The organism is Vibrio sp. SCP2, from assembly GCF_059295395.1.
This window is the reverse complement of the sequence record NZ_JCAFVV010000001.1, coordinates 1647453-1668542: the sequence shown is the minus strand read 5'-3', so window position 1 is coordinate 1668542 and position 21090 is coordinate 1647453. Positions and strand designations below refer to the sequence as shown.

Below are 21090 nucleotides of genomic sequence, written 5' to 3'. Positions count from 1 at the left end.
GATTAAGCCTTAATAATAAGTACACATACGTTTACCATCCACTTCAATAATATTGAATGGCGTCTCATAGATGCTCTCTAAAATGTCGGACTGAATCACCTCTTCTACACTGCCCTGCGCCACGACCTTACCCTTCTTCAGCGCGATGATTTTGTCTGAGTAACAGGCCGCAAAGTTAATGTCATGAATCACAACCACCACCGCTTTCTTCATCTCATGTGCAAGCCTTCCAACATTGCGCATGATCTGTAAAGAATGCTTAATATCGAGATTGTTCAATGGTTCATCCAAAAATACGTAGTCAGTGTCCTGCGCCATAACCATGGCAATAAAAGACAGCTGTCTTTGACCACCACTTAACTCGTCGAGATATTTGTGTTGAATCTCGACCAAATCAAGGTACTCAATCGCCTTATTGATAACCGTCTGGTCTTCATCGGTTAGCTTTCCTTGTGAATAGGGAAATCGACCGAAGGCGATCATCTCTCTAACGGTAAAGCGCATGGTGATGTTATTGGCTTGGCGCAGTACCGCGAGTCTTTTTGCAAGCTCTTTGGTATCCCACTGGCTCAGCTCTTTGCAATCAATCAGTACTTCACCTTCATCCTTACTGACGAGACGACTCGCCATAGAAAGTAATGTACTTTTTCCTGCCCCATTAGGGCCAATTATGGAGGTGACTTTACCTTTTTCGAACTCTGCGCTCGCGCTATCCACCACTTTGGTTTGACCAAACACTTTGGTCAGGCTTTTCATTGAAATCATAATAGACCTACACGATTTTGTTGCGCAGCAACATGGTTAAGAAGTAAATACCGCCAATGAAGTTGATCACCACACTGATTGTGGTTGAGAAACCAAATAGGCTTTCGACTATCCACTGACCACTCAGTAATGAGGCAACTGAAAGTAACGAGACGCCCACCAGCAGAACTTGGTGTCGGAAAGACTTAAACAGTTCACGCGCTAGGTTAGTGACCAGTAAGCCGAAAAACATGATTGGGCCAATTAAGGCAGTCGAAATGGCGATCAGTGCAGCACTTAATACAAGGACTTGCAGCGTCACTTTTTTCACATCGACACCCAGGCTTGTTGCGTTGTCTTTGTCTAGCCAAAACACATCTAGAACGCGGTGTAATCGGTATAAAGCAACACTGATCGCCAGTAACAATGGAGCGCAGTAGTAGACGAGCTCGACCTTGACGTTGTTAAAGCTGGCAAACATATTCGCTTGAACAGACGCGAAGTCATTTGGATCCATCAGCATTACAAAAAAGGACGAAATACTACCAAACAGCTGCCCTAGGATGACTCCAAGCAGGAGCAATACCATCAGGTTTTGCCGCTCACCTCTAAAATAGAAACTAAACAGCAAAAGAGAGAAGCCAAGCATCACCACAACAGACAAACTGAAGTTGAAGTATGCGTTCAAGGCAAAGCTACTCATGCCACCAAAGATCACTACCACCAACACTTGAGTAAACATGTATAGGGAGTCAAAGCCCATAATACTCGGAGTTAGAATACGGTTGTGAGTAATCGTCTGGAACACTAATGCTGATTGACCAATCGCGATACCCGCAATGACCATAGCCAGCACCTTAGGTACTCGACGCGATAGAAAATACTGATAGTTATCGGCATTCAGACCAATACCAATAAACAGAAAGCAGAATACGAGTGCAATGATCGCTAGCCCGATAAGTTTGGTTCTATCAAGCATGCTTTTGCCCCTTAAGAATAAAGAAGATAAACACTGCTCCACCAAGAATACTGATAATGGTAGAAATAGGGATCTCGTAAGGGAAAATAATCAGGCGTCCTGCCAAGTCGCAGCAAAGGACAATAAGCGCCCCAAGAATGGCAGTTAGGGGGATGTTTTTGCGTAGGTTGTCACCAAAGAATCGGCTCACAAGGTTAGGTACTATCAAGCCTAAAAATGGCAGCATACCGACAATCATCACTACAGTCGCAGACATCACTGACACCAGTAACACGCCAATCACTAACACCTGCTGATAGTTCAAACCGAGGTTGGTCGCAAAGTCTTTACCTAACCCTACCGCAGAGATCCTTGCAGCATATAAGTAACTGAAGATGGCGACTGGAATCGCGATGTAGAGCAACTCGTAGTCACCCTGTAACAGGTTAGCGAAGTTCGCTACTGTCCAGCTAGAGAGGTTTTGCAGCGCATCGTATTTGTAGGCGATGAATGTTGCTAAAGAATCAACGACATTACCGAAAATGATACCCACTAGAGGAACAAAAATGGCATTTTTAAATTGGATGCGATTAATAAACTGAACAAACAGCAACGTGCCTGCCATAGAGACACCGAAAATCAGCCACAGTTGAGTGCCATTACCGAATAGTACTAGGCTCAACACATAACCTAACATGGCGCATTCGATGGTGCCTGAGGTCGACGGTGACGCAAATCGGTTTTGGCTAATTTGCTGCATTATAAGACCAGCGATACTTAAACCTGCACCAGCCAGCAATACGGCAACAAGACGAGGGATTCGACTTGTCCAGAATAGATGCCAGCTATTAAGATCACCGGCAATTAAAGAAGCGAGATTTAGCTGCCCCACTCCAACAAACAGTGACGCAATACTCAATACTATCAACGCCAACAACAACTTTTTCACTTGCTTTTCTCTTTAGCACAAAAGCCTCAAGCACAAAAATGCTTGAGGCCAGTTTTTATAATTCTTATGTTCTGTTAGTTGACTGCTGATGCTGATTTAACATCTTCAATCATCTGCTCAGTCGCACGCATACCTGCGATAGATAGATACCAAGCGTTGATGTCTAAGTAAGCTAACTTCTTGTTTTGGTAAGCGTCAGTTGCTTTAACCAAATCGTTTTCGAAATCACGCTTAACTGTGCTGCCTTTACCTTTGTTGATCAGAATATCTTTATCGATAACTAACAAGGTTGATGGGTTCTTTTCACGAATGAACTCATAAGAAACAAGGTCACCGTGGCGGCTCTCTTTGATCCCTTTTACGGTCTCTTTGAAGCCAAAGTCTTTGTAGATAGCGGAAAAACGAGATTGCGCGCCAAACGCCGTAATGTTACCACCCGCACTCATTACCGTTAGAGCGTCAACATCGTTCTTGTCATTGGAAGCGCTGATTGATTTGAATTCTTTGTCTAGCTGCTCGATCTTAGACTCAACAAAATCTTGTTTCTCGAAGACTTCACCAAGATTACGCCATTGCTCTTGGGTGCTCTCCCAGTAACCTTTTTTTGAATCCGCAGCAAACACGATCGTTGGGGCGATCTCTGTAAGCTCTTTGTACTTCGCAGCGCCGCGAGAACCCACAATGATTAGATCAGGTTTCTGAGTATAGATGGTTTCAAAGTCTGGCTCGTGTAAGCTGCCAGCTGAGATGAATTTGTAATCGCGATATTCAGCCAAGTAATCAGGGAACATGCTGACCGTAGACACTGCGACAGGCTCAATACCAAATGCTTTAACGGTATCTAACGCGCCCAAGCCAATAACCACTACTCTTTCAGGGTTCGACTCTAATTTTGTGGTGCCTTGTGCGTGCTCAATTTCGACCATTTTAGCGCTAGCGCCAAATGCTAACAATCCTGTGGCTAATGCCAGTGCAGACAACTTCATTGTTTGACTCCATAATTACTAATGCAATCCATTATCATTTAGATTCATAATAAAGTCATCCGCAATTTACGTTATTTACACTTTTAAAATTGATGTGATAAATGAGTGAGTTAGAGCACAGATGTAAAAAAAGGAGCTCTAATAGCTCCCTTTGAAATGAATAGAATTTAGAAAAAATCGATTGTGGAACGACCGTTGCCCTTTTTCTTGGCAGGTTTCGATTCTTTGCTTTTCGGTTGAGATGGCTTATCTTTTGACTGCTTACGACTTTTAGAGTTCGCCTGCTTGCTCGGTTTCTCTACCTTCTCAGGTTTCACTTCAGGCTCGGTCACTGGCGCATCGCACACCACAACATAATATTCTTGGTTAAATTCAAAAAAATCGCCATCGTAGAGCTTACGACGTTTACGCGTTTCCAATTCGCCATTGACGGCAACATAACCTTCAGCAATAAGGTGCTTCGCCTCACCTCCACCACCGACTAAGTTGGCTATTTTGAATACCTTATACAACTCTATTGGCTGTGACGAGACTTCGATTCCAATCGCTTCGATCTCGATCTCTTCACCCTGTTCGTAATCTTGCTCCATACGATGCCTTATGGTCTTTCTTAAACAAAAAAGAGAGTCTAATCTCAATATCTTTATAAATAAACTAAAGTTAATAATAAGTATAAGATACAAGTAAGGTTCAACGTCGTGAAATGGTCTTTGCTACCGTTACTGTTTCCATTGAGTAGTGCCTGTATGGCTTATCATCCTCCTACTAACGTCGTTATCTACGGTGATGACGCTTATCCTCCATATAGCTACATAGAAAATGGTCAAGCAAAAGGCATTTACACTGAAATTCTTCAAGCGGTATTCGATGGTATGCCCAAATACCGAGTTAAAATCACCCTAGTACCATGGAAGCGAGGACTTAAGTTGCTTGAAGTAGGAGAAGGCTTTGCGCTTTACCCTCCCTATTACTACACAGATAAGCGCCCTTATATCTCCCCCTACTCTGTTCCCATCTTGAATGAGGAGGTTGTCGTTTACTGCCAACCAGATAGCGTTAAGAACCGACAGTTAAAACGTTGGCCTGCTGATTATCTTGGGCTAACAATTGGTATCAATGAGGCCTTCGCTCTTGGAGGAACAGAGTTCTGGGAGGCCGTTAAACAAGGGAAGATCTTTTTAAAAGAAGCCAAAGGCAATCGAGCCAACCTTCTTAACTTGTACAAAAACCGCATTGACTGCTACATCAATGATCGGCTCTCTATTTTATGGGAAATAAAACTGCTTACTCAGGAAGGAGCGGTAAAACCAAACTGGGAGCTAACATTAGGCACTTCAATTAGCGGCGAACAAGGTTACTTAGGGTTTACCAAAGTATCCCCAAGTAAATACCCTTACAAAGCACATTTCGTTGAAAAATTTAACCAGACATTAGAGCAACTTCAGAAAGATGGTACTGTTGACAACATCATGTCCAAATATCTGAATAACAACAACTAGCTGACTTTTCTTACACTCACCTGACACACTTTCCACGTTGGAAAATTTACTTTTCCGCCTTTTCCGTTCGGAATCCCTTACATTGCACTCCTCAACACAACGCATAGGACGCATTAGTCCCAAATATACCAATAAGAGAAAGTAGTGATGACCAGAGATACCAATGTTCTAGTACTAGATAGCCAGCCAATCATGCGCGAAGCCGTTTCTCAATTCGTCTATGACGGGCTAGCGCATTCGCAAGTCTACCAAGCTTCAACCGCTGTGTTCGGTATACAAGTATTGAAGACTTACGATATCGACTTGGTGCTGTTAGATGTAGAACTAGAGGGCTCAGATGGATTTGAATTTTTAAGGCGAGCTCGTGCTCATGGCTATAAAGGCCAAGTGCTATTTATTTCTAATACCGACCACCCTATGTATTCAGATACAGCAAGAAAGCTAGGTGCAAACGGGTACATCACAAAGCGTGAAGACACCCCAGTTATTCGTGAGGCAATTATTCGTGTCGCTGGCGGTTACTCGGTGTTTAAACGCAAAGGTCTTGGACAGAGCGAGCGCTGTACTACGCTTTCAAATAGAGAAACTGTCGTATTCAATTACCTAGTCAAAGGTTATAGCAACAAGAAAATTTCAGAGATCTTATCTTTAAGCTCAAAGACTATCAGTACCTACAAATCTCGAATACTGGATAAGTACAAAGTGGACTCAATTGTCGAATTGATGAATCTTCAACAACACGTCTATGTAGATGTCTCTGAAGTTAGAACAGATGCTGCTTGAGTTTTTTAACTAGCAACCTATGCAAAGGATTGTCATGGTTCACAAGTTTATAATTAGCAACAATGGACAGAGGCTGTTCAAGTTGTAAGTTCTCAGGTAAGACCGTGACATTGTAGTCAGTGCGAGCTTTTAAATGGCTCGTTGCTGGCAATAGTGTCGCACATTCCATTTCACACAGCATTTCGAATAAACAGGTCATATTATCAACGGTCGCAACCTTATTAATCTTTACGCCGTTGGACTCAAGCGTGCGCTTGATGACCGCTTTCTTATCTTGCCAGCCTTTCATTTCCATCAACACGTAAGGCATAGCCAGTTTTTCATCCAAAGTACGATGTTGATACTTTTCCGCACAAACAATCGCCCCTTTGAACTTACCCAAATGATGTTGGTATATGGTTTTAACCTGTTCATCGTTAAAATACTGCACACCAATATCAATACTCTCATCGTGAATCTTGTCCACTGAAGAATCAGACCAGGTCGTGATTTGAATTTCTGCTTTAGGGAACGCCTCAAGTAAATCTAATAACAATGATTTACCTATTAGGTATTGTGCCAAACTTGGTAGAGCGAGCACTATCGGCTGATCATAAGTCATTGGGTCAAGAACAACTGGCTGCACCGCATCGTCGATCAAATTGAGACCTTTAGTGATTTTAGGCAATAGGTTGAGCGTATATTCCGTCGGCTCAAATTCGAATGCTCCTCGGACAAAAAGCTGATCACCCAATTGCTCACGTAACTTAGCCAGATGCTTACTCACCGCACTCTCTGTCTTACCTAACTCTTTAGCTACAGGTTTAAGTTGGCGATGCTTTTCTAACAAAGGAAGCACCTTGAGTAAGTTGAGATCCAACTGTGACTTCATAACAATACCGCGCGATTACTTTTGTGTTGAAGATTGTTAGTATGCTTTAGCTAAGCGACTTATTTGTTAAACTAGGTGAATAAAACATTATAATCATATATTTACTATAAAAGCATCACATGCTCTTGTCAGAATACTCAGCAAGTTTCGCTCTTAGTTCATTCAGAAACCATGCTGAAACTGCTGGCTTATCAAGTGAAATATCAACAACTTTGGTTACTCTGTGAGCTACAGTTAATATTTTTTATGCAACTAATAAATAATGCGATTGATATGCTAGAGATCAAAACTCAAATCCTGTATTACTAACAGAATAAGTGATTAAAAGTATAATAAATATCACGTAACAAAGATAAACCACAGAGTTATCAGGTATATAGATTTTCAATGGATCATTCAATTGACAACGTCGTGTCTCCACCAAAACTGTCCCTAGTCTCTGGGACAGATGATGAGCTTGTAGATAAAATTGAATCCGCAGTACTGGGTCTCACCGGTGCTGAACTTGATGATCTGATGGATAATCATTTCCGCCATATGATTGATGTGCTTAACGATGGCATCTTCTATATGTCAGGGAATGAATATGTTTGCTTCTATAATCCTTCCTTTTACTCACGCTTTGGCATCGAATCTGGGCATACCGACTTAAAAAGCTGGATTGACCTTGTTCATCCTCAAGATCAAATCGCATTCGGTGAAAAAGTGGATGAGCACATTCAGCAAGATGGTGCTCGCGTTGTCACTCAATATCGCATTCGTTGTACCAATGGCCGTTACATCTGGCTTGAGGGCACTGCCGTGACAAAAACAGTCAATGGAAAAAGGTTTATGATTGGCTGCCATCGCGATATCTCCGATAGAAAGCTAATGGAGTCTTATGTTCAGCAAACATCGTTAACGGATGGTTCTTCTGGATTAGCTAACGAGCAGAAGTTGGCGATGGATCTCGATAACCTTAAGGTGTTGAACGAAGAAGCACACCACCTAATGTACATACAACCTGGTGTTACGCGTTCGTATCAGTCTCTGTATGCGGCTCAAATGATGCGTAACTTGCTATCACGACTAACTAAAGTTCTCGGCGACTTCCCTGAGCAGTTCGTTGACATGTACCGTATCCAGTCTCACGACTTCGCCATCATTGTTCGTGGTGAATTCGATGAGACCGCCCTCAACAAGTTGGCTCGGCGCATAACCAAAGTCTATAAAGAAGCAATTCGGACACTCGATTTCCTGTTTGCCAACGATATCAGTATTGGTATTTACCCAAACATCTCAGAGGAATGCGATACAGACGAAGTGGTGCGTGTTGCTGCTCAAACCTGTCAGTTCGCAGCAGCGCATTCTGAACACTCTGTGCGAATTTATGCTGGAAAAACCAAAACTCAAATAGATCGCCACTTCTATATTGATCAAGAACTTGGCAATGCGATACGTAACGGCGACCTATCGGTTAAGTTTCAGCCTATCGTCTGTTGCAAATCGGATAAGGTCGCAAGCTTTGAAAGCCTAGTGCGATGGCGTAGTGATACCTTAGGAGAAATTTACCCGGACGAATTCATCTCGGTGGCAGAAAAGAAAGGGTTGATTAGTGAACTAGGCTACTTCGTATTTAAGAAGGCCTGTTGCTTTATCAACAAGTACCAGCAAACGCACACTGAAGAAATCAAAGTTAATGTAAATGTTTCAGTGCTTCAGTTACTTAGCCAACAGTTTCCTAACAACGTTAAGCAGATAACCGAAGAGTTTGGTGTGAATGCTAACTCAATCATGCTCGAACTTACTGAGACCATTATATTAGATGACAACAAAGACGCGATTTCACAACTTATGCGACTGAAGCAATTTGGTTTTCAGTTGTCTTTGGATGACTTTGGCGCGGGCTATAGCTCCTTGAACAGTTTTTTTGATTTGCCTCTTTCTCAAATTAAGATCGACAAGTCGATTGCGTGGCGCTCGCTTGAAAATCCAGTCACCTTCGAATACCTCTCATTTATCACCAATTTGTGTAACGCCTACAATATCGATATTGTCATCGAAGGTATTGAAGATGCAGCAATGCAACGTGTCTTCACCGATATGGGCGCAGCCTACCTACAAGGTTATTGGTTCTCTAAGCCACTTTCCCTTGCCAGTGCTAGCCACTATACCAAGATATAGCCACCGTCTCATATCCGAGACTTATTCACCGAATTCATCATTCCATTTGACTAATTAACTTTAGTTGTAGAGAATTCACACAAATTTATAAACCAGTTCATATACCTCGCCAGAATTACGGCTACAGGTAACGGTGTTTGGTGAAGCCTAGCTTCTCAATCAAGGATAGATAAAACACTGATAACGTAAATAAAATCGTTATTACTGGACACGGAACTAACTGTTGTTTCTGCCTCTGGAGTAAAAAAGTGTCTTATTCAGTACGTAGCTTGATTGGTGCAGCTCTCTCTGCAACGCTAATTTTTTCGCCTGTCGTTTCCGCTTCAGCTAACTCTGCTTTATGGTTCGAGCATACTGATATTCAGATGCCAACCAATACCATGGTTGCTGAGTTAAACAATGGTTTACGCTTTGTTATCCTACCGACCACTCGTCGCTCTGATGAAGTCTCGCTACGTATCCTGATTGGCTCAGGCACCGCTCAGCAAACTAATGCTCAAGACTCAATGGCCAAGCTAGCCGCAAGTTCTACTATCGACAGCAGTGACTGGAAGGCCACAACCGAACTCGAACAAACCGTATTTAGCTTAGATCTTTTGCACGCGGATGCGAGTGCGATAGAGGCAAGCTTAGCCGCTATGCAGAAAAGCCTAGCGACCAATGCAAACGGCAACGAGTTCAAGCAAAAATTCTATGTCCCACAGAACGTGACAGTAATTGTTACTGGTGGGGTCAACACCAGACAGACAACCAAGCTAATCCAACGCCAGTTTTCTGGATGGGTAAAGGGCACATCGCAGCAAACCGATGAAGCAAGCAAGATTGCACTGAATGCTTATCTCAAGCCGAGCGTAACAAACGACACTGGCTTGTCAGTAAGCACGCTTAAAATACTCCAAGACGAGCAAGACAGTAAGCTGCAGCGCAAAGAGATCTTATTAACTACCTTGGCCAACAAGATGCTAGAGCATCGCATTCAAAACGCTCTAGAGCAGCAGCATTCTCAAGCAAAAGTCTCTGTCGAAAACGAGGTTCTTTTTGATCACCGCCTGCTATCGCAAATTCGTATTACGGAAATGTCAGCCGATGAAAAGTCGACAACAGAAAGCGTAGTGAAATCTGAAATAGAGCGTGCGATTGCCGCTGGCTTCACTCAAGTTGAGTACGAAATGGTCGTTAGTGAGCTGCGCGATAAACTTAAAAGCAAAACTCGCCTAGGTAACGACCACTATGCTGCAGACCAAGCCGACCGCCTAGTTGAAGCGATCAGCTTAGGCAACGTCTACACAGAGCCATCATACGATCTTGATTTGCTCAACTTCCACGTTGCTCACCTAAATGAGTACGATGTAAGTAAAGAATTTGAGAAGACTTGGTCAACTGACAGAAGCGTTGCTCTATAACCCAGTTGTATCAAGCCGAATAAATAACAGATTGAAACCAGTAGTGCGCCCCACTACTGGTTTTTTTATGTGATTACAAAGAGGAAAGATTAACTAGATGCCGCGTATAAGGCTGTTGCGGGCGACTAAACAACTCCTGAGTCTCACCTTGTTCTAAGATTTCCCCTTGCTTCATTACTATTGTGTAATGGCACAACGAGCGCACTACATTCAAATCATGGCTGATAAACAAATAGGTAAGTTGATACTTTTCCTGGAGTGATTTCAGCAGATCGAGCACCTGCGCTTGCACCGTCCTGTCTAAAGAAGACGTTGGCTCATCTAACAGAATAAACTCTGGTTTAAGGATTAACGCCCGCGCGATTGCAATACGCTGCCTTTGTCCACCAGAAAACTCATTTGGGTAACGATGTCTTGTCTCTGGATCTAGGTCGACCTCTGCCATAACATCGCAGATTCGTTGGTCTATTTCATCTTCATTCAGCGTTTGATGTACCCGCAACCCTTCACCAATCACTTGTGCCACCGACATACGGGGATTCAGCGCTGAGAAGGGGTCTTGAAACACCACCTGCATCTTACTTCGATAAGGCAACATGCCCTTTCTATCTAAGCCTTGAAGCTCGTTGTCTTGGTAAGCGATAGAGCCTTCCGATTTGACTAAACGCAGTATTGCCATCCCTGTGGTTGATTTACCCGAACCACTCTCACCTACGAGCCCTATCGAGTGTCCTTTCTTTAACTCAAAGTTCATGTTGGTAACGGCTTTAATATGCGATACCACCCGCTTAAAGATCCCGCCAGTAATCGGGAACCAGACACGTAAGTTGCTCACATCCAGCAAACAGGAAGCTTGCTCACTGATTTTGACAGGCAAGCCTTTCGGGTCTGAGTGAATCAGCTTTTGTGTGTACTCATGGACGGGGGAATTGAATATCTGTTCACAGCTGCCAGTTTCAACCAAACTACCGTTTTGCATGACAGATACACGATCAGCAATTCGTTTTACAATACTCAAGTCGTGAGTAATAAACAGCATTGCCATGCCCATTTCTTGTTGTAGTTGCTTCAATAGGTCGAGTATCTGAGCCTGTACAGAGACATCCAATGCTGTCGTCGGTTCGTCAGCGATTAACAACTCAGGTTCGTTAATCAGTGCCATAGCAATCATTACCCGTTGCCTCTCTCCCCCAGACAGCTCATGCGGATATGCCATAACCTTGTGCTCAGGGTTACGAATGCCCACCTTTCCCAACCACTCAACAGCAAGTGCTTCTGCAGCTCGTTGGCGCATCCCTCTATGGATAGCCAATGTTTCAACCAGTTGTTTGCCTATTTTGTGCAGCGGATTGAGTGAAACCATCGGCTCTTGAAAAATCATGCCGATTCTTCCACCTCGGATCCCTCTCAACTGGCGCTCTGAACACTCTAGAATATTGATGCCATCAAACTCAATATTGCCAGATAGGTAGTGAGAAGAGCCTTTGGGGAGCAGCTTAAGAATAGAGTTGGCTGTCACCGATTTACCCGAGCCACTTTCGCCCACTAAAGCAAGCGTCTCGCCTTTTTTAATACAAAGTGACACCTGGTTAGTCACCTGCTCGACTTGCTTCTTACGACCAAACCCAACAGATAAGCCATTAATTGTAAGTACAGTTTCAGACATCGCTACCTTCCTTGATGGTGAGGGTCAAAGGCATCACGGACTGCTTCGCCGATAAACACCAGCAAAGTTAGCATCACGGAGAGAACAAGGAATGCCGAAAAACCAAGCCACGGCGCTTGCAAGTTGGCTTTACCTTGCGCGAGTAGCTCACCCAAAGAAGGTGAGCCTGCGGGTAAACCAAAACCTAAGAAGTCTAGGGAGGTCAGTGTTGTTACCGAACCTGAAAGGATAAAAGGCATCATGGTCAGAGACGCAACCATAGCATTGGGCAACATGTGACGCAGCATAATGCGCTTATCTGCCACACCCATCGCCTGCGCGGCACGCACATAATCAAAGTTACGACAGCGTAAGAACTCGGCGCGCACTATCCCAACTAAGCTCATCCAGCTAAATGCCACCATAATCCCGAGCAACCACCAGAAATTGGGCTCGACAAAACTGGATAGTATGATGAGCAAGAACAGTGTCGGCATACCCGACCACACTTCGATAAAGCGCTGGCCAAACAAATCTAACCAGCCACCGTAATAACCTTGTGTTGCACCGACGGCTACGCCAATGACACTCGAAACTATGGTTAAAACAAAACCAAACAGGACCGAAATACGAAAGCCGTAGATGACCCGCGCCAATACGTCTCGGCCTTTGTCATCAGTCCCCAACCAATTGACATTATCCGGAGGTGAAGGCACAGCACCGCCAATATTAAAGTTAATGGTATCGTAGCTAAATCGAATTAACGGCCAGACGATGTAACCCTTTTCTTCGATTAACTCGATCACATAAGGATCGGTATAGTCAGCCTCGGTTTCAAACTCACCGCCAAACTCAGTTTCAGCGTACTGGGTCGCAATTGGGAAGTACCACTGGCTATCAAACTCCACCAGCAACGGTTTGTCATTAGCAATCAGCTCAGCAAACAAGCTAACGATGAACAACAGCCCGAAAATCCACATAGACCAAAAGCCACGCTTGTTGGCTTTAAATCTGAGCCAGCGCGCTTCATTAAGAGGATTAGTTCGCTTCTTTTTCAACATCATTAACGCGCCTCAAAATCAATTCGTGGATCTACCCAGGTATAGGTAAGGTCTGAAATTATGCTCAAGATCAGGCCAAGAAGCGTCATGATATAGAGTGAGCTGAACACGACTGGATAGTCGCGCTGTATGGTTGACTCAAAGCCGAGAAGACCGATCCCTTCTAGAGAGAACATCACCTCAATCAACATTGAGCCAGTGAAGAAGATGCTGATAAACGCAGCTGGAAAGCCTGCGATAATAATCAACATCGCATTGCGGAAAACGTGCTTGTAGAGAATGTCTCGCTCATCAAGTCCTTTTGCTCGCGCGGTAACCACGTATTGCTTGTTGATCTCATCAAGGAAGGAGTTTTTCGTCAGCATACTTAATGTCGCAAAACCGCCTATAACCATGGCGAGGATCGGCAAGGCTAAATGCCAAAAGTAATCGATGATTTGCTGATACCAGTTGAGCTGTTCGAAATTACTTGAGACCAAACCACGCAGCGGGAACCAACTAAAATAGTTACCGCTGGCAAACACAATAATCAGGATGATGGCAAACAAAAAGCCTGGAATCGCATATCCGACGATGACGACTGCGCTAGACCAAATATCAAATCGACTACCATGATGAATCGCTTTCAAAATCCCCAGTGGAATTGAAATCAGATAGATGATCAACGTACTCCATAAACCAAGGGAGATAGAGACTGGCAATCGCTCTACAATTAGATCAATCACGCTACCACCCTTGAACAGGCTATCGCCGAAATTGAAAGTCACATAGTTTTTCAACATGTCGAAATAGCGTTCATGGATAGGTTTATCAAAGCCGAACTGCTTTTTTATTTCTTCAACAACTTCTGGGTCTAAGCCTCGCGAGCCTTTATAGCCCGTAGAAGAGGCCTCCTCCACGACAGCCGTGTCAGCTGAGTTGCCGCCCCCTGTGAAGCGGCTCATCAAGCCAGACTCTAACCCCTCCATTTGCGCAATGGCTTGTTCAACTGGCCCACCTGGAGCCACCTGAATAATGAAGAAGTTAATGGTGATAATCGCCCACAAAGTGGGTATGACTAACAGCAGTCGTCGAAAAATATATGCAGCCATCAATGCCTCATTTAACGTCGTTTTTCTGGAAGCTTGGCAGCTTTCTCTTTAGATACCCACCAAGTATCGACACCTAGGTCATACTCTGGTCGAATATCTGGTCGTTCAAACTTATCCCATGTCGCGACGCGGTAGTTGCTGTAATGCCACTGAGGAACCATGTAGAAGTTCCACTGAAGCACCCTATCGAACGCACGCCCTAACGCGAGTAACTTCTCAGGGTTCTGCTGATTATCGGCAATCTCTTGAGTCAGGTAATCGACTGCTGGGTCAATGACGCCCGCAGTGTTGTAGGTCGAGTCAATGAACTTTGAGTTCCAAACAATCATTAAGCTAGAGCTTGGATAAGCGTTGGCAAAGAAGCGCGAAGAGACCATATCAAAATCGCGATCACGCAGGCGCTTAATGTACTGAGTGCGATCCACGGTGCGAAGCTTCATATCAATTCCCATTAACTTAAGATTCTTCTGAAACGGGATCGCGTAAGTTTCTACATTCGGATTGAAGATAAGTAGCTCAAAGCTCATTGCTTCACCGGTTTTGGTGTTGGTCATCACTTTGTTTTTCAGCTCCCACCCAGCCTCTTTAAACAGCTTAAACGCAGTGCGCATTTGGCTACGAATGCGACCCGAGCCGTCTGTTCTCGGTGGTTGATACTCTTCGGTAAATACACGTGGCGGGATCTTATCCTTTATCGGCTCCAATACCGCTTTTTCAGCGTCTGAAGGCAATCCTACTGACGCATAGTTTGTATTCTGGAAGTAACTGCGTGTGCGGCTGTTTTCGTTGTAGAAAAGGTTCTTATTCATCCATTCAAAATCGAGTGCGTAGGTAATGGCTTCTCGTACCTTAGGATCTTTAAATACTTCGGTTTGAATATTGAACACAAAACCATTAGCTTGCTGAGGCTGTGAATGAGGGATCACTTCTTTTTTGATGTACCCCTTATCAAAGTTCGAACCTGTGTATGAGTTCTCCCAGAATTTCGGTTCGCTCTCAATACGGATATCAAACTCACCCGCTTTAAAAGCCTCAAGCATAACAGTGTCATCGCGGTAGTAGTCGTATTGAACCTGTTCAAAGTTATTACGACCCACGTTCACGGGAAGGTCTTTGGCCCAATAGTCTTTGTCTAATGTATAAGTCACGCTCTGTCCTGACTTGTAGTCGGTGACCTTATAAGCGCTGCTGCCTACTGGTGGCTCATTGAGGGGTTCAGAAAAATTCTTGTCTTGCCAGAAGTGCTTAGGTAGTACGCGAGTAGACTGAGCGAAGCTAAACAGTTTCTCTCTGTCTGGTTCAGACATCTCTATACGAACGACAAGATCAGACTTGGCGGTGACAGATTTAATGGCTTTGTAGTAAGAGCGATATTGAGGTACACCCTCGGTCATGAATTTTTCAAAGGTAAAGGCGACATCATGAGCCGTAATAGGCTCACCATCTTGAAATCGTGCCTTAGGATTAATGTCGAGCTCTAACCACATGTAATCGTCTGAGTAACGCGCCTTACTGGCAATCAGCGGATAATAGGCGTTAATCTCATCGCTTGGGGAATACATAAGCGTATCGTAAAGCTGACCACTTCCCGCCGCTGGAACTCCGCGCGACGCGTATCGATTGAAATTGTCGTAAGTCCCCATTTGACCATATGTCACTTTGCCGTATTTGGGCGCATCTGGGTTGACGTAATCGAAGTGAGCGAAATTTTCTGGGTATTTCGCTTTGCCAAATCCAACCAGAGTCGTCGTTTCTATAACGTCGGCGTAAGCCCCAAAGCTTGTACTCGCGGCAATCAATCCACTAAGCACTAAGCGAGACAGCATCTTCATATGCTCTTCCTTCCTTGGTCATCCTAATTTATCTAATAACTATAGTATTAATTAGTATTAATAATTCAACTACTTGGATAAGTATAGGTAGGGAAAGTTCTTTCTGTGAAGCAAAAAAATTCGCCCTCACTAAGTTAGAGGGCGATTTCAATCAGAGCGAATTATGATTTCTCTTCAAAACGTTTAGCCAGCTGATGGAACTCATCTACCTGCTCTTTAAGCTCATTAGAGTGTTCTTTTACAGCGCGAGTTGCCGCTAGATTTTGCTCTGAGGTTGAGGCTATAGATTGAATATGCAAATTCACTTCACTCGACAGTTCACGCTGCTTATTTGCTGAGCTTTCGACCGACTGCATTAAATGATTCATCGACGTCATAAGCTCTTCTACTTCAGACAACTTCTCAGCACTGACACTCGCCACATCGCTACACGCGTTGGTTTGTTCTTGGTTAGCTAAGATATCTTTTTGCCAACTTTCAATAGTGCCCAACATGGCATCAATGCTGTCTTTAATTTGAACGGTCGCATTGGATGTGCGCCCAGAAAGTGCGCGAACCTCATCCGCAACCACTGCAAAGCCTCGGCCTTGTTCACCCGCTCGCGCCGCTTCAATCGCGGCATTGAGGGCTAACAGATTGGTTTGCTCGGCGATGCCACCGATTTCTTCCATCATCTTACTGACGTTTTGAGCTTGCTCACTCAACTGGTACGTTGTCTGAGTTGCCTTTTCTGCTTGTACACTTAAGTTGGTCAGGTTGTGATGCGTTTGATTGATACTCTCTTTTGCGCCCGCACAGGTTTTCAGCGTCACATCGACAATTTGATGGGCGTCTTGCGTGCTTGATGAAACTTCATTCGCCGTGAGCTCAACTTCCTCTGTCGCTTCACGTACTTGCAGAATATCCTTGGTCTGTTGGTCGAGAGCTTCTGTCACTTGATAGGAGGTCGCGCTCAAATTGTCGGCGAGATCTTGCAAAGGTTTTGCCGAATCACTCATTCGCCCAAGTACGGTTCGGATTCGCGCAGACGACAGTTTGAGGTGGAAGTCGGCGACAGAAAACTTCTTACTTCCGGAAAAGACTAAACGGCTAACACTGTCATATTCAGATTGGAGCTTACTGAGTTGTTTCGGCGTATCGATCAGCTCTTGTCTAAACAGCGCTAAAATCACCGCGACTGGAGCTAAACTCAGTAGAAAACTCGGTACTCCTTGCAAGCCCATTACGCTTGAGGCCAAAGGCGCGCCTAGAGCACCAAGAAGCACCGCATAACGAACCGAATCACTGATCTTAAGTGACCATGCTCTACCCGACTTTTCAGCTTTCAAAAGCCCCTTGTAAGCTTTATCTGCAATATTGACCCACTCGCGCTTTGGCTTTACACGTACCGACTGATAACCCACCATTTCGTTATCTTGATAGATGGGAGTGACATACGCATCAACCCAATAGTAGCCGTTTGACTTGGTACGATTTTTAACTATCCCACGCCATGCCTTGCCCTGTTTTAGATTTCGCCACATATCAGCGAAAGCAGCCTTCGGCATATCACCATGCCTGACTATATTATGGTGTTGACCGAGCAATTCTTGTTGAGAGTATTCTGCGACTCTAGAGAAGGCTTCATTGCTATACGTAATGACACCTTTTAGATCAGTCGTAGAGACTAGCTGATCATGATTTTCTAGTAGCGTTTCACGTGCGGTAGAGAGTTGGGCTGACATCAATCTAGTACTTTTGTATTAATTATGTTGCTCGCGAATATAAACAAATAATCAAATTATGACAAAATATTAATTTAACTCAATTTTAAAATTTTGAAGTAATTCACTAGATCAATTGGACATTTTAGCGCAAGTAAAAGTACAGAAACCTAGATCTAGTTTCGTATCAATATATAAGACCTAACCAGTCAGAGAACACTTATCCAACTCTTACCTAACATTACGACAATTGCTGTTGCTTAGCTTTCATATAGGACCAAACCCACTATTGATAAGTAACTCACTTTAAAAGAGAATAGCGCTAATTTGTAGATTTCGTCACCACCCTATTCCACACACACTCGGTGGTTAGTGGTATTTTGCTACGAAGCGCCGATAAATAGATCTTTCTAATCGATTTATTTTTTGCTTTCCAGTAACCCCTCTACACTTAACTTACGCATTAGAGCAAATAAGAAAACATCATCAGCAACACAGGTGAGCCATCATTGTTATATAACTTTAAACATTTAAGCATTCGCCAGATCACCATCTTTGTGTCAATGATCGCGGCTGTTCTGTTTCTGTTTTTCTACCTGTCGTTCAAATTGTTTTGGAGTTACGGCCAAGCACTAGAGCAATCTAAAGGCAGACAACAGTTTGAACTAGAACGCGTAAATACCGTGCTTAGAATGGAAGAGTTAGAGATTCGTGCTTCCGTTGAGGACTACGCGGCGTGGACGTCAATGGCCCGATATGTAGACAATCCAGACCCGCTATTTATAGCCGATAGTATAGGCTCTCACGCCTTCTCCTCGAAACATATCGATGCCATCGTAATATTCGATACACAAGGAAACACGGTTTGGAGTGGTGCATACAATGGTGAAAGTGTTGTGGATATGGAGTTTCTTGCGCTCGAAGATCACGCGGTAGTGAATAAGGTTTTATCACGTGCATTTAACGCTTCGCAAAATGCCATTGAGTCATTCCTTGATTATGCGACATTTGATGGTTCAGTATTTATGGCTGCCTCCTCTCGAATTTGTCTAAGCGACGGTCAACAATGCCAACATGGCTATTTGCTATTTATTCGAAAAATTAGAGAACAGTTCATTAAAGATATTGAGGCATCTACAGGGGTAGGTATTCGCATATACCCTACTCAAGGCTCCGTAGCAGATGTTGGTCTAAACAATACGGTTCTATACCGGAATGCTCTGATTGACGATGAGGTTAAAATTGCAATTAATGTCTCTCACAATGAAACTTTGCCTGAATTCCTTCCTACAGCCGAAATTGCCGCCTTATCTTTATTCGCTCTAATCACCTTTATAGTGAACCTGCATGTCGTTACTAATCTAATCAAGCCGTTAAAGGCCGCGCAGCAATATCTAAAGCAGTTCCAAAAATCAGGAGATCGTCTGCCAAGTGAAGATACTTTTATTTCGAAAGAGATGCGTAGCTTCGCCCGCCAAATCAATGATTTAATTACAGAGCTCGAAGATAAGCGCGCTATCTTAAAAGAGCAGTCAACAATTGACGCACTCACTCAAATAGCCAATAGAAGGTCCTTGTTTGAAACCGCTCATAACTTGATTGAAAACCTTAAGTATAAATACATCGCTGTTGTGTTAATTGACGTTGACCATTTTAAGCTATTCAATGACAACTATGGGCACCTTGAAGGTGATGCTGCTTTGCGCAAGGTAGCCAAGGCCCTCCAAGCTGTTGAAACATCTTATGAGAAGCTCGTTTCAAGATACGGTGGCGAAGAGTTTTGTATCCTGCTTGCAGGGGATCACCCACTTGAGATCAACGACTATTTAGAACAACTTGTCGTTCAGGTTAGAGAGATAAAGTTAAAACACGAGTATTCTTCTACAAGTAACGTACTTACGATTAGCGTGGGGGCAACATCAGGTCAGTTAACCTCGTATAACCAGCTAACACGCTGGCTCCAGCAAGCGGATCAAGCGCTATACGAGGCGAAAAACAATGGCCGCAATGGTTTTCAGCTCTGGGTGTAAAACTATTTCACTGGACTAGACACTCGACAGGACGAGTGTGAGTCCTATTTACTACGCTTTCTTCAAAGGAAGTGATACATCAAGATAAGTGCCTAAATACGCCTTAGCAACGCGCCTCGCTTCGTCCGCGTATTCGGCGGTAATGTCACCGTGTTTCATCTGCGAAACAATAAACACCGTATCGACAAGCTCAACCCAAATAAAGAACACTTCATCGCGCATTGCGAAGTCGGGTACATCAAAGTAGTGATTGAACATTTCCAATAGTGCTTTAGCAATCAAGCTATCATTGGAGCGGTCTTTTTGTTTGATAATTGGCGATGTTTTACCTGAAATAAACAGTTGCCGAGCTGCAGCTTCACTACGATAAAACTGCATGGCGCGGTCAATTAATATATCGACAAGATCGTGCCATTGAGTGACAAGGTCACGTTCAGGTTTAACACTGAGCAGACCTAATAGCTCGACGCCGTAGTAGCTTGCTAGTTCAGCATAGAGATCGTCGGAGTTTGCATAAAAATGATATGACGAACTTTTGGGTACACCTGCCGTAGCGGCAATATCAGCGAAAGTCACTTCACTAATGTCGCGCTCGTTAAGAAGTTGCCTTGCGGCTGCGCGCAATTTTTCTCTGCGGATTATGCCTCGATTTTGCATGTAGTTCCTTTTCCGTAAATGTCCTCTAACTTGCTATTCTAATTCACTTTTTATTACGTTTAATTTAGAAAGCAGCAAGTCAAATGAAGACACTTACGTTAAGGCAAATTCACTCTATTTGCAAAAAGGGCTCAGCCAATTGAGAAGGTTGCCGCGCAATGCACTATCTCCTCTGAGTACTATCTCACCTTTAGGATCAAAATGAACAACTTGGTCAGCCTTTAAATGTTCACTCAGCTCCTGCAGTACTAACCACGATGATTGTGCTGACTGAATCTGGAGCCAATGTAATTGATCACCTGCTTGTACCAATGCTCCGTTAAACGCCTGATTATTCAGCAATGCGTGAGCGTAATTGACCACTTCCACCGCATCACTCACCGCGACGGATACTTGGAGCGCCTCAGGTGTAACGAGTGCTATCACTCGCTCTATACAATCACGCTGTTGAGTATGTATTTCTACCTGACAGCCCTTGGCTTCTAAGTCACCTTGAAAGCCGCTGCTGTACAGCTGAGAAACAAACTGGTTTAGCTCAAGTGTTGAAGAAAATTTTGCCATCCACCACGCACTGCCCACTTGAGGAGAGTAACCGCGCTCTTGGCTACGAGCTGACATAAAATTGGCGGTTAGAGGAGACAAGCTATTGATATGGTTTACCGTTAACAATTGCTTTTTATTGGTCGATTTGGTTGCCATTCTCATTCCTTAGTGT

18 protein-coding genes are annotated in these 21090 nt (G+C 43.8%); 5 read left to right on the top strand and 13 right to left on the bottom strand.

Going from position 1 to position 21090, the window contains the following annotated elements; translation table 11 throughout:
- Positions 1-9 precede the first annotated feature (9 nt).
- The 5 genes from vctC to AC5O63_RS07865 all read right to left on the bottom strand — a co-directional run bounded on the left by vctC (position 10) and on the right by AC5O63_RS07865 (position 4227).
- Positions 10-765, bottom strand: a complete 756-nt coding sequence (vctC, locus tag AC5O63_RS07885) for an iron chelate ABC transporter ATP-binding protein VctC (RefSeq protein ID WP_494504543.1) — start codon at positions 763-765, stop codon at positions 10-12.
- 7 nt (positions 766-772) lie between these two features.
- Positions 773-1723, bottom strand: coding sequence for an iron chelate uptake ABC transporter permease subunit VctG (gene vctG / locus AC5O63_RS07880; protein ID WP_494504542.1), 951 nt, complete (start codon positions 1721-1723; stop codon positions 773-775).
- On the bottom strand, positions 1716-2651 hold the full coding sequence (gene vctD, locus AC5O63_RS07875) for an iron chelate uptake ABC transporter permease subunit VctD (RefSeq protein WP_004749134.1): 936 nt from the start codon (positions 2649-2651) through the stop codon (positions 1716-1718). Before vctD ends, vctG begins: the two co-directional genes overlap by 8 nt.
- 74 nt (positions 2652-2725) lie before the next feature.
- Complete coding sequence (locus AC5O63_RS07870) at positions 2726-3637, bottom strand: siderophore ABC transporter substrate-binding protein (protein WP_494504541.1); 912 nt, start codon at positions 3635-3637, stop codon at positions 2726-2728.
- Positions 3638-3804: 167 nt separating this feature from the next.
- On the bottom strand, positions 3805-4227 hold the full coding sequence (locus AC5O63_RS07865; protein WP_494504540.1) for an RNA-binding S4 domain-containing protein: 423 nt from the start codon (positions 4225-4227) through the stop codon (positions 3805-3807).
- A gap of 156 nt (positions 4228-4383) precedes the next feature.
- On the opposite strand from AC5O63_RS07865, the gene AC5O63_RS07860 reads away from it, so the two are divergent.
- Positions 4384-5136 carry a substrate-binding periplasmic protein gene (locus tag AC5O63_RS07860; RefSeq protein WP_494504590.1) on the top strand — a complete coding sequence of 251 codons (753 nt, stop codon included), beginning with the start codon at positions 4384-4386 and terminating at the stop codon, positions 5134-5136.
- A 147-nt stretch (positions 5137-5283) separates the two neighbouring features.
- Entirely contained in the window at positions 5284-5919 is a 636-nt protein-coding gene (locus AC5O63_RS07855) for a response regulator (RefSeq protein ID WP_494504589.1), read from the top strand.
- Here AC5O63_RS07855 and AC5O63_RS07850 read toward each other — a convergent pair.
- Positions 5900-6790, bottom strand: coding sequence for a LysR family transcriptional regulator (locus AC5O63_RS07850; protein ID WP_494504539.1), 891 nt, complete (start codon positions 6788-6790; stop codon positions 5900-5902). The genes AC5O63_RS07855 and AC5O63_RS07850 overlap by 20 nt on opposite strands.
- A 387-nt stretch (positions 6791-7177) precedes the next feature.
- Here AC5O63_RS07850 and AC5O63_RS07845 point away from each other — a divergent pair, with 387 nt between their 5' ends.
- Together AC5O63_RS07845 and AC5O63_RS07840 are read left to right on the top strand one after the other, a co-directional pair.
- Positions 7178-8953: an EAL domain-containing protein gene (locus tag AC5O63_RS07845; RefSeq protein ID WP_494504538.1), complete on the top strand. Its 1776-nt coding sequence runs from the start codon at positions 7178-7180 to the stop codon at positions 8951-8953.
- A gap of 248 nt (positions 8954-9201) precedes the next feature.
- Positions 9202-10356: an insulinase family protein gene (locus AC5O63_RS07840; RefSeq protein ID WP_494504537.1), complete on the top strand. Its 1155-nt coding sequence runs from the start codon at positions 9202-9204 to the stop codon at positions 10354-10356.
- 73 nt (positions 10357-10429) lie between these two features.
- On the opposite strand, the gene AC5O63_RS07835 is transcribed toward AC5O63_RS07840, so the two are convergent.
- From AC5O63_RS07835 to AC5O63_RS07815, 5 genes are all read right to left on the bottom strand, one after another.
- Complete coding sequence (locus AC5O63_RS07835) at positions 10430-12022, bottom strand: ABC transporter ATP-binding protein (protein ID WP_494504536.1); 1593 nt, start codon at positions 12020-12022, stop codon at positions 10430-10432.
- A 2-nt stretch (positions 12023-12024) separates the two neighbouring features.
- Positions 12025-13065 (bottom strand): ABC transporter permease, encoded by a 1041-nt coding sequence (locus AC5O63_RS07830; RefSeq protein WP_004743356.1) that lies wholly within the window; start codon positions 13063-13065, stop codon positions 12025-12027.
- On the bottom strand, positions 13065-14153 hold the full coding sequence (locus AC5O63_RS07825; protein ID WP_004743357.1) for a microcin C ABC transporter permease YejB: 1089 nt from the start codon (positions 14151-14153) through the stop codon (positions 13065-13067). Before AC5O63_RS07825 ends, AC5O63_RS07830 begins: the two co-directional genes overlap by 1 nt.
- A gap of 11 nt (positions 14154-14164) precedes the next feature.
- A complete protein-coding gene (locus tag AC5O63_RS07820) occupies positions 14165-15985 on the bottom strand; it encodes an extracellular solute-binding protein (protein ID WP_494504535.1) in 1821 nt (606 codons plus the stop codon).
- A gap of 161 nt (positions 15986-16146) precedes the next feature.
- A complete protein-coding gene (locus tag AC5O63_RS07815; protein WP_494504534.1) occupies positions 16147-17709 on the bottom strand; it encodes a methyl-accepting chemotaxis protein in 1563 nt (520 codons plus the stop codon).
- A gap of 488 nt (positions 17710-18197) precedes the next feature.
- Between AC5O63_RS07815 and AC5O63_RS07810 the strand changes: the two genes are divergently transcribed.
- Positions 18198-19718: a sensor domain-containing diguanylate cyclase gene (locus AC5O63_RS07810; RefSeq protein ID WP_494504533.1), complete on the top strand. Its 1521-nt coding sequence runs from the start codon at positions 18198-18200 to the stop codon at positions 19716-19718.
- Between the two features lie 51 nt (positions 19719-19769).
- Here AC5O63_RS07810 and AC5O63_RS07805 read toward each other — a convergent pair whose 3' ends face one another.
- On the bottom strand, positions 19770-20375 hold the full coding sequence (locus tag AC5O63_RS07805; protein ID WP_494504532.1) for a TetR/AcrR family transcriptional regulator: 606 nt from the start codon (positions 20373-20375) through the stop codon (positions 19770-19772).
- A gap of 114 nt (positions 20376-20489) precedes the next feature.
- Positions 20490-21074 carry a hypothetical protein gene (locus AC5O63_RS07800; RefSeq protein ID WP_494504531.1) on the bottom strand — a complete coding sequence of 195 codons (585 nt, stop codon included), beginning with the start codon at positions 21072-21074 and terminating at the stop codon, positions 20490-20492.
- Positions 21075-21090 lie beyond the last annotated feature (16 nt).

Coding starts and splice junctions, on each gene's coding strand:
- vctC (WP_494504543.1), bottom strand. CDS start 765: ATGATTTCAATGAAAAGCCTGACCAAAGTGTTTGGTCAAACCAAAGTG.
- vctG (WP_494504542.1), bottom strand. CDS start 1,723: ATGCTTGATAGAACCAAACTTATCGGGCTAGCGATCATTGCACTCGTA.
- AC5O63_RS07870 (WP_494504541.1), bottom strand. CDS start 3,637: ATGAAGTTGTCTGCACTGGCATTAGCCACAGGATTGTTAGCATTTGGC.
- AC5O63_RS07865 (WP_494504540.1), bottom strand. CDS start 4,227: ATGGAGCAAGATTACGAACAGGGTGAAGAGATCGAGATCGAAGCGATT.
- AC5O63_RS07860 (WP_494504590.1), top strand. CDS start 4,384: ATGGCTTATCATCCTCCTACTAACGTCGTTATCTACGGTGATGACGCT.
- AC5O63_RS07855 (WP_494504589.1), top strand. CDS start 5,284: ATGACCAGAGATACCAATGTTCTAGTACTAGATAGCCAGCCAATCATG.
- AC5O63_RS07850 (WP_494504539.1), bottom strand. CDS start 6,790: ATGAAGTCACAGTTGGATCTCAACTTACTCAAGGTGCTTCCTTTGTTA.
- AC5O63_RS07845 (WP_494504538.1), top strand. CDS start 7,178: ATGGATCATTCAATTGACAACGTCGTGTCTCCACCAAAACTGTCCCTA.
- AC5O63_RS07835 (WP_494504536.1), bottom strand. CDS start 12,022: ATGTCTGAAACTGTACTTACAATTAATGGCTTATCTGTTGGGTTTGGT.
- AC5O63_RS07830 (WP_004743356.1), bottom strand. CDS start 13,065: ATGATGTTGAAAAAGAAGCGAACTAATCCTCTTAATGAAGCGCGCTGG.
- AC5O63_RS07825 (WP_004743357.1), bottom strand. CDS start 14,153: ATGGCTGCATATATTTTTCGACGACTGCTGTTAGTCATACCCACTTTG.
- AC5O63_RS07820 (WP_494504535.1), bottom strand. CDS start 15,985: ATGAAGATGCTGTCTCGCTTAGTGCTTAGTGGATTGATTGCCGCGAGT.
- AC5O63_RS07815 (WP_494504534.1), bottom strand. CDS start 17,709: ATGTCAGCCCAACTCTCTACCGCACGTGAAACGCTACTAGAAAATCAT.
- AC5O63_RS07805 (WP_494504532.1), bottom strand. CDS start 20,375: ATGCAAAATCGAGGCATAATCCGCAGAGAAAAATTGCGCGCAGCCGCA.
- AC5O63_RS07800 (WP_494504531.1), bottom strand. CDS start 21,074: ATGGCAACCAAATCGACCAATAAAAAGCAATTGTTAACGGTAAACCAT.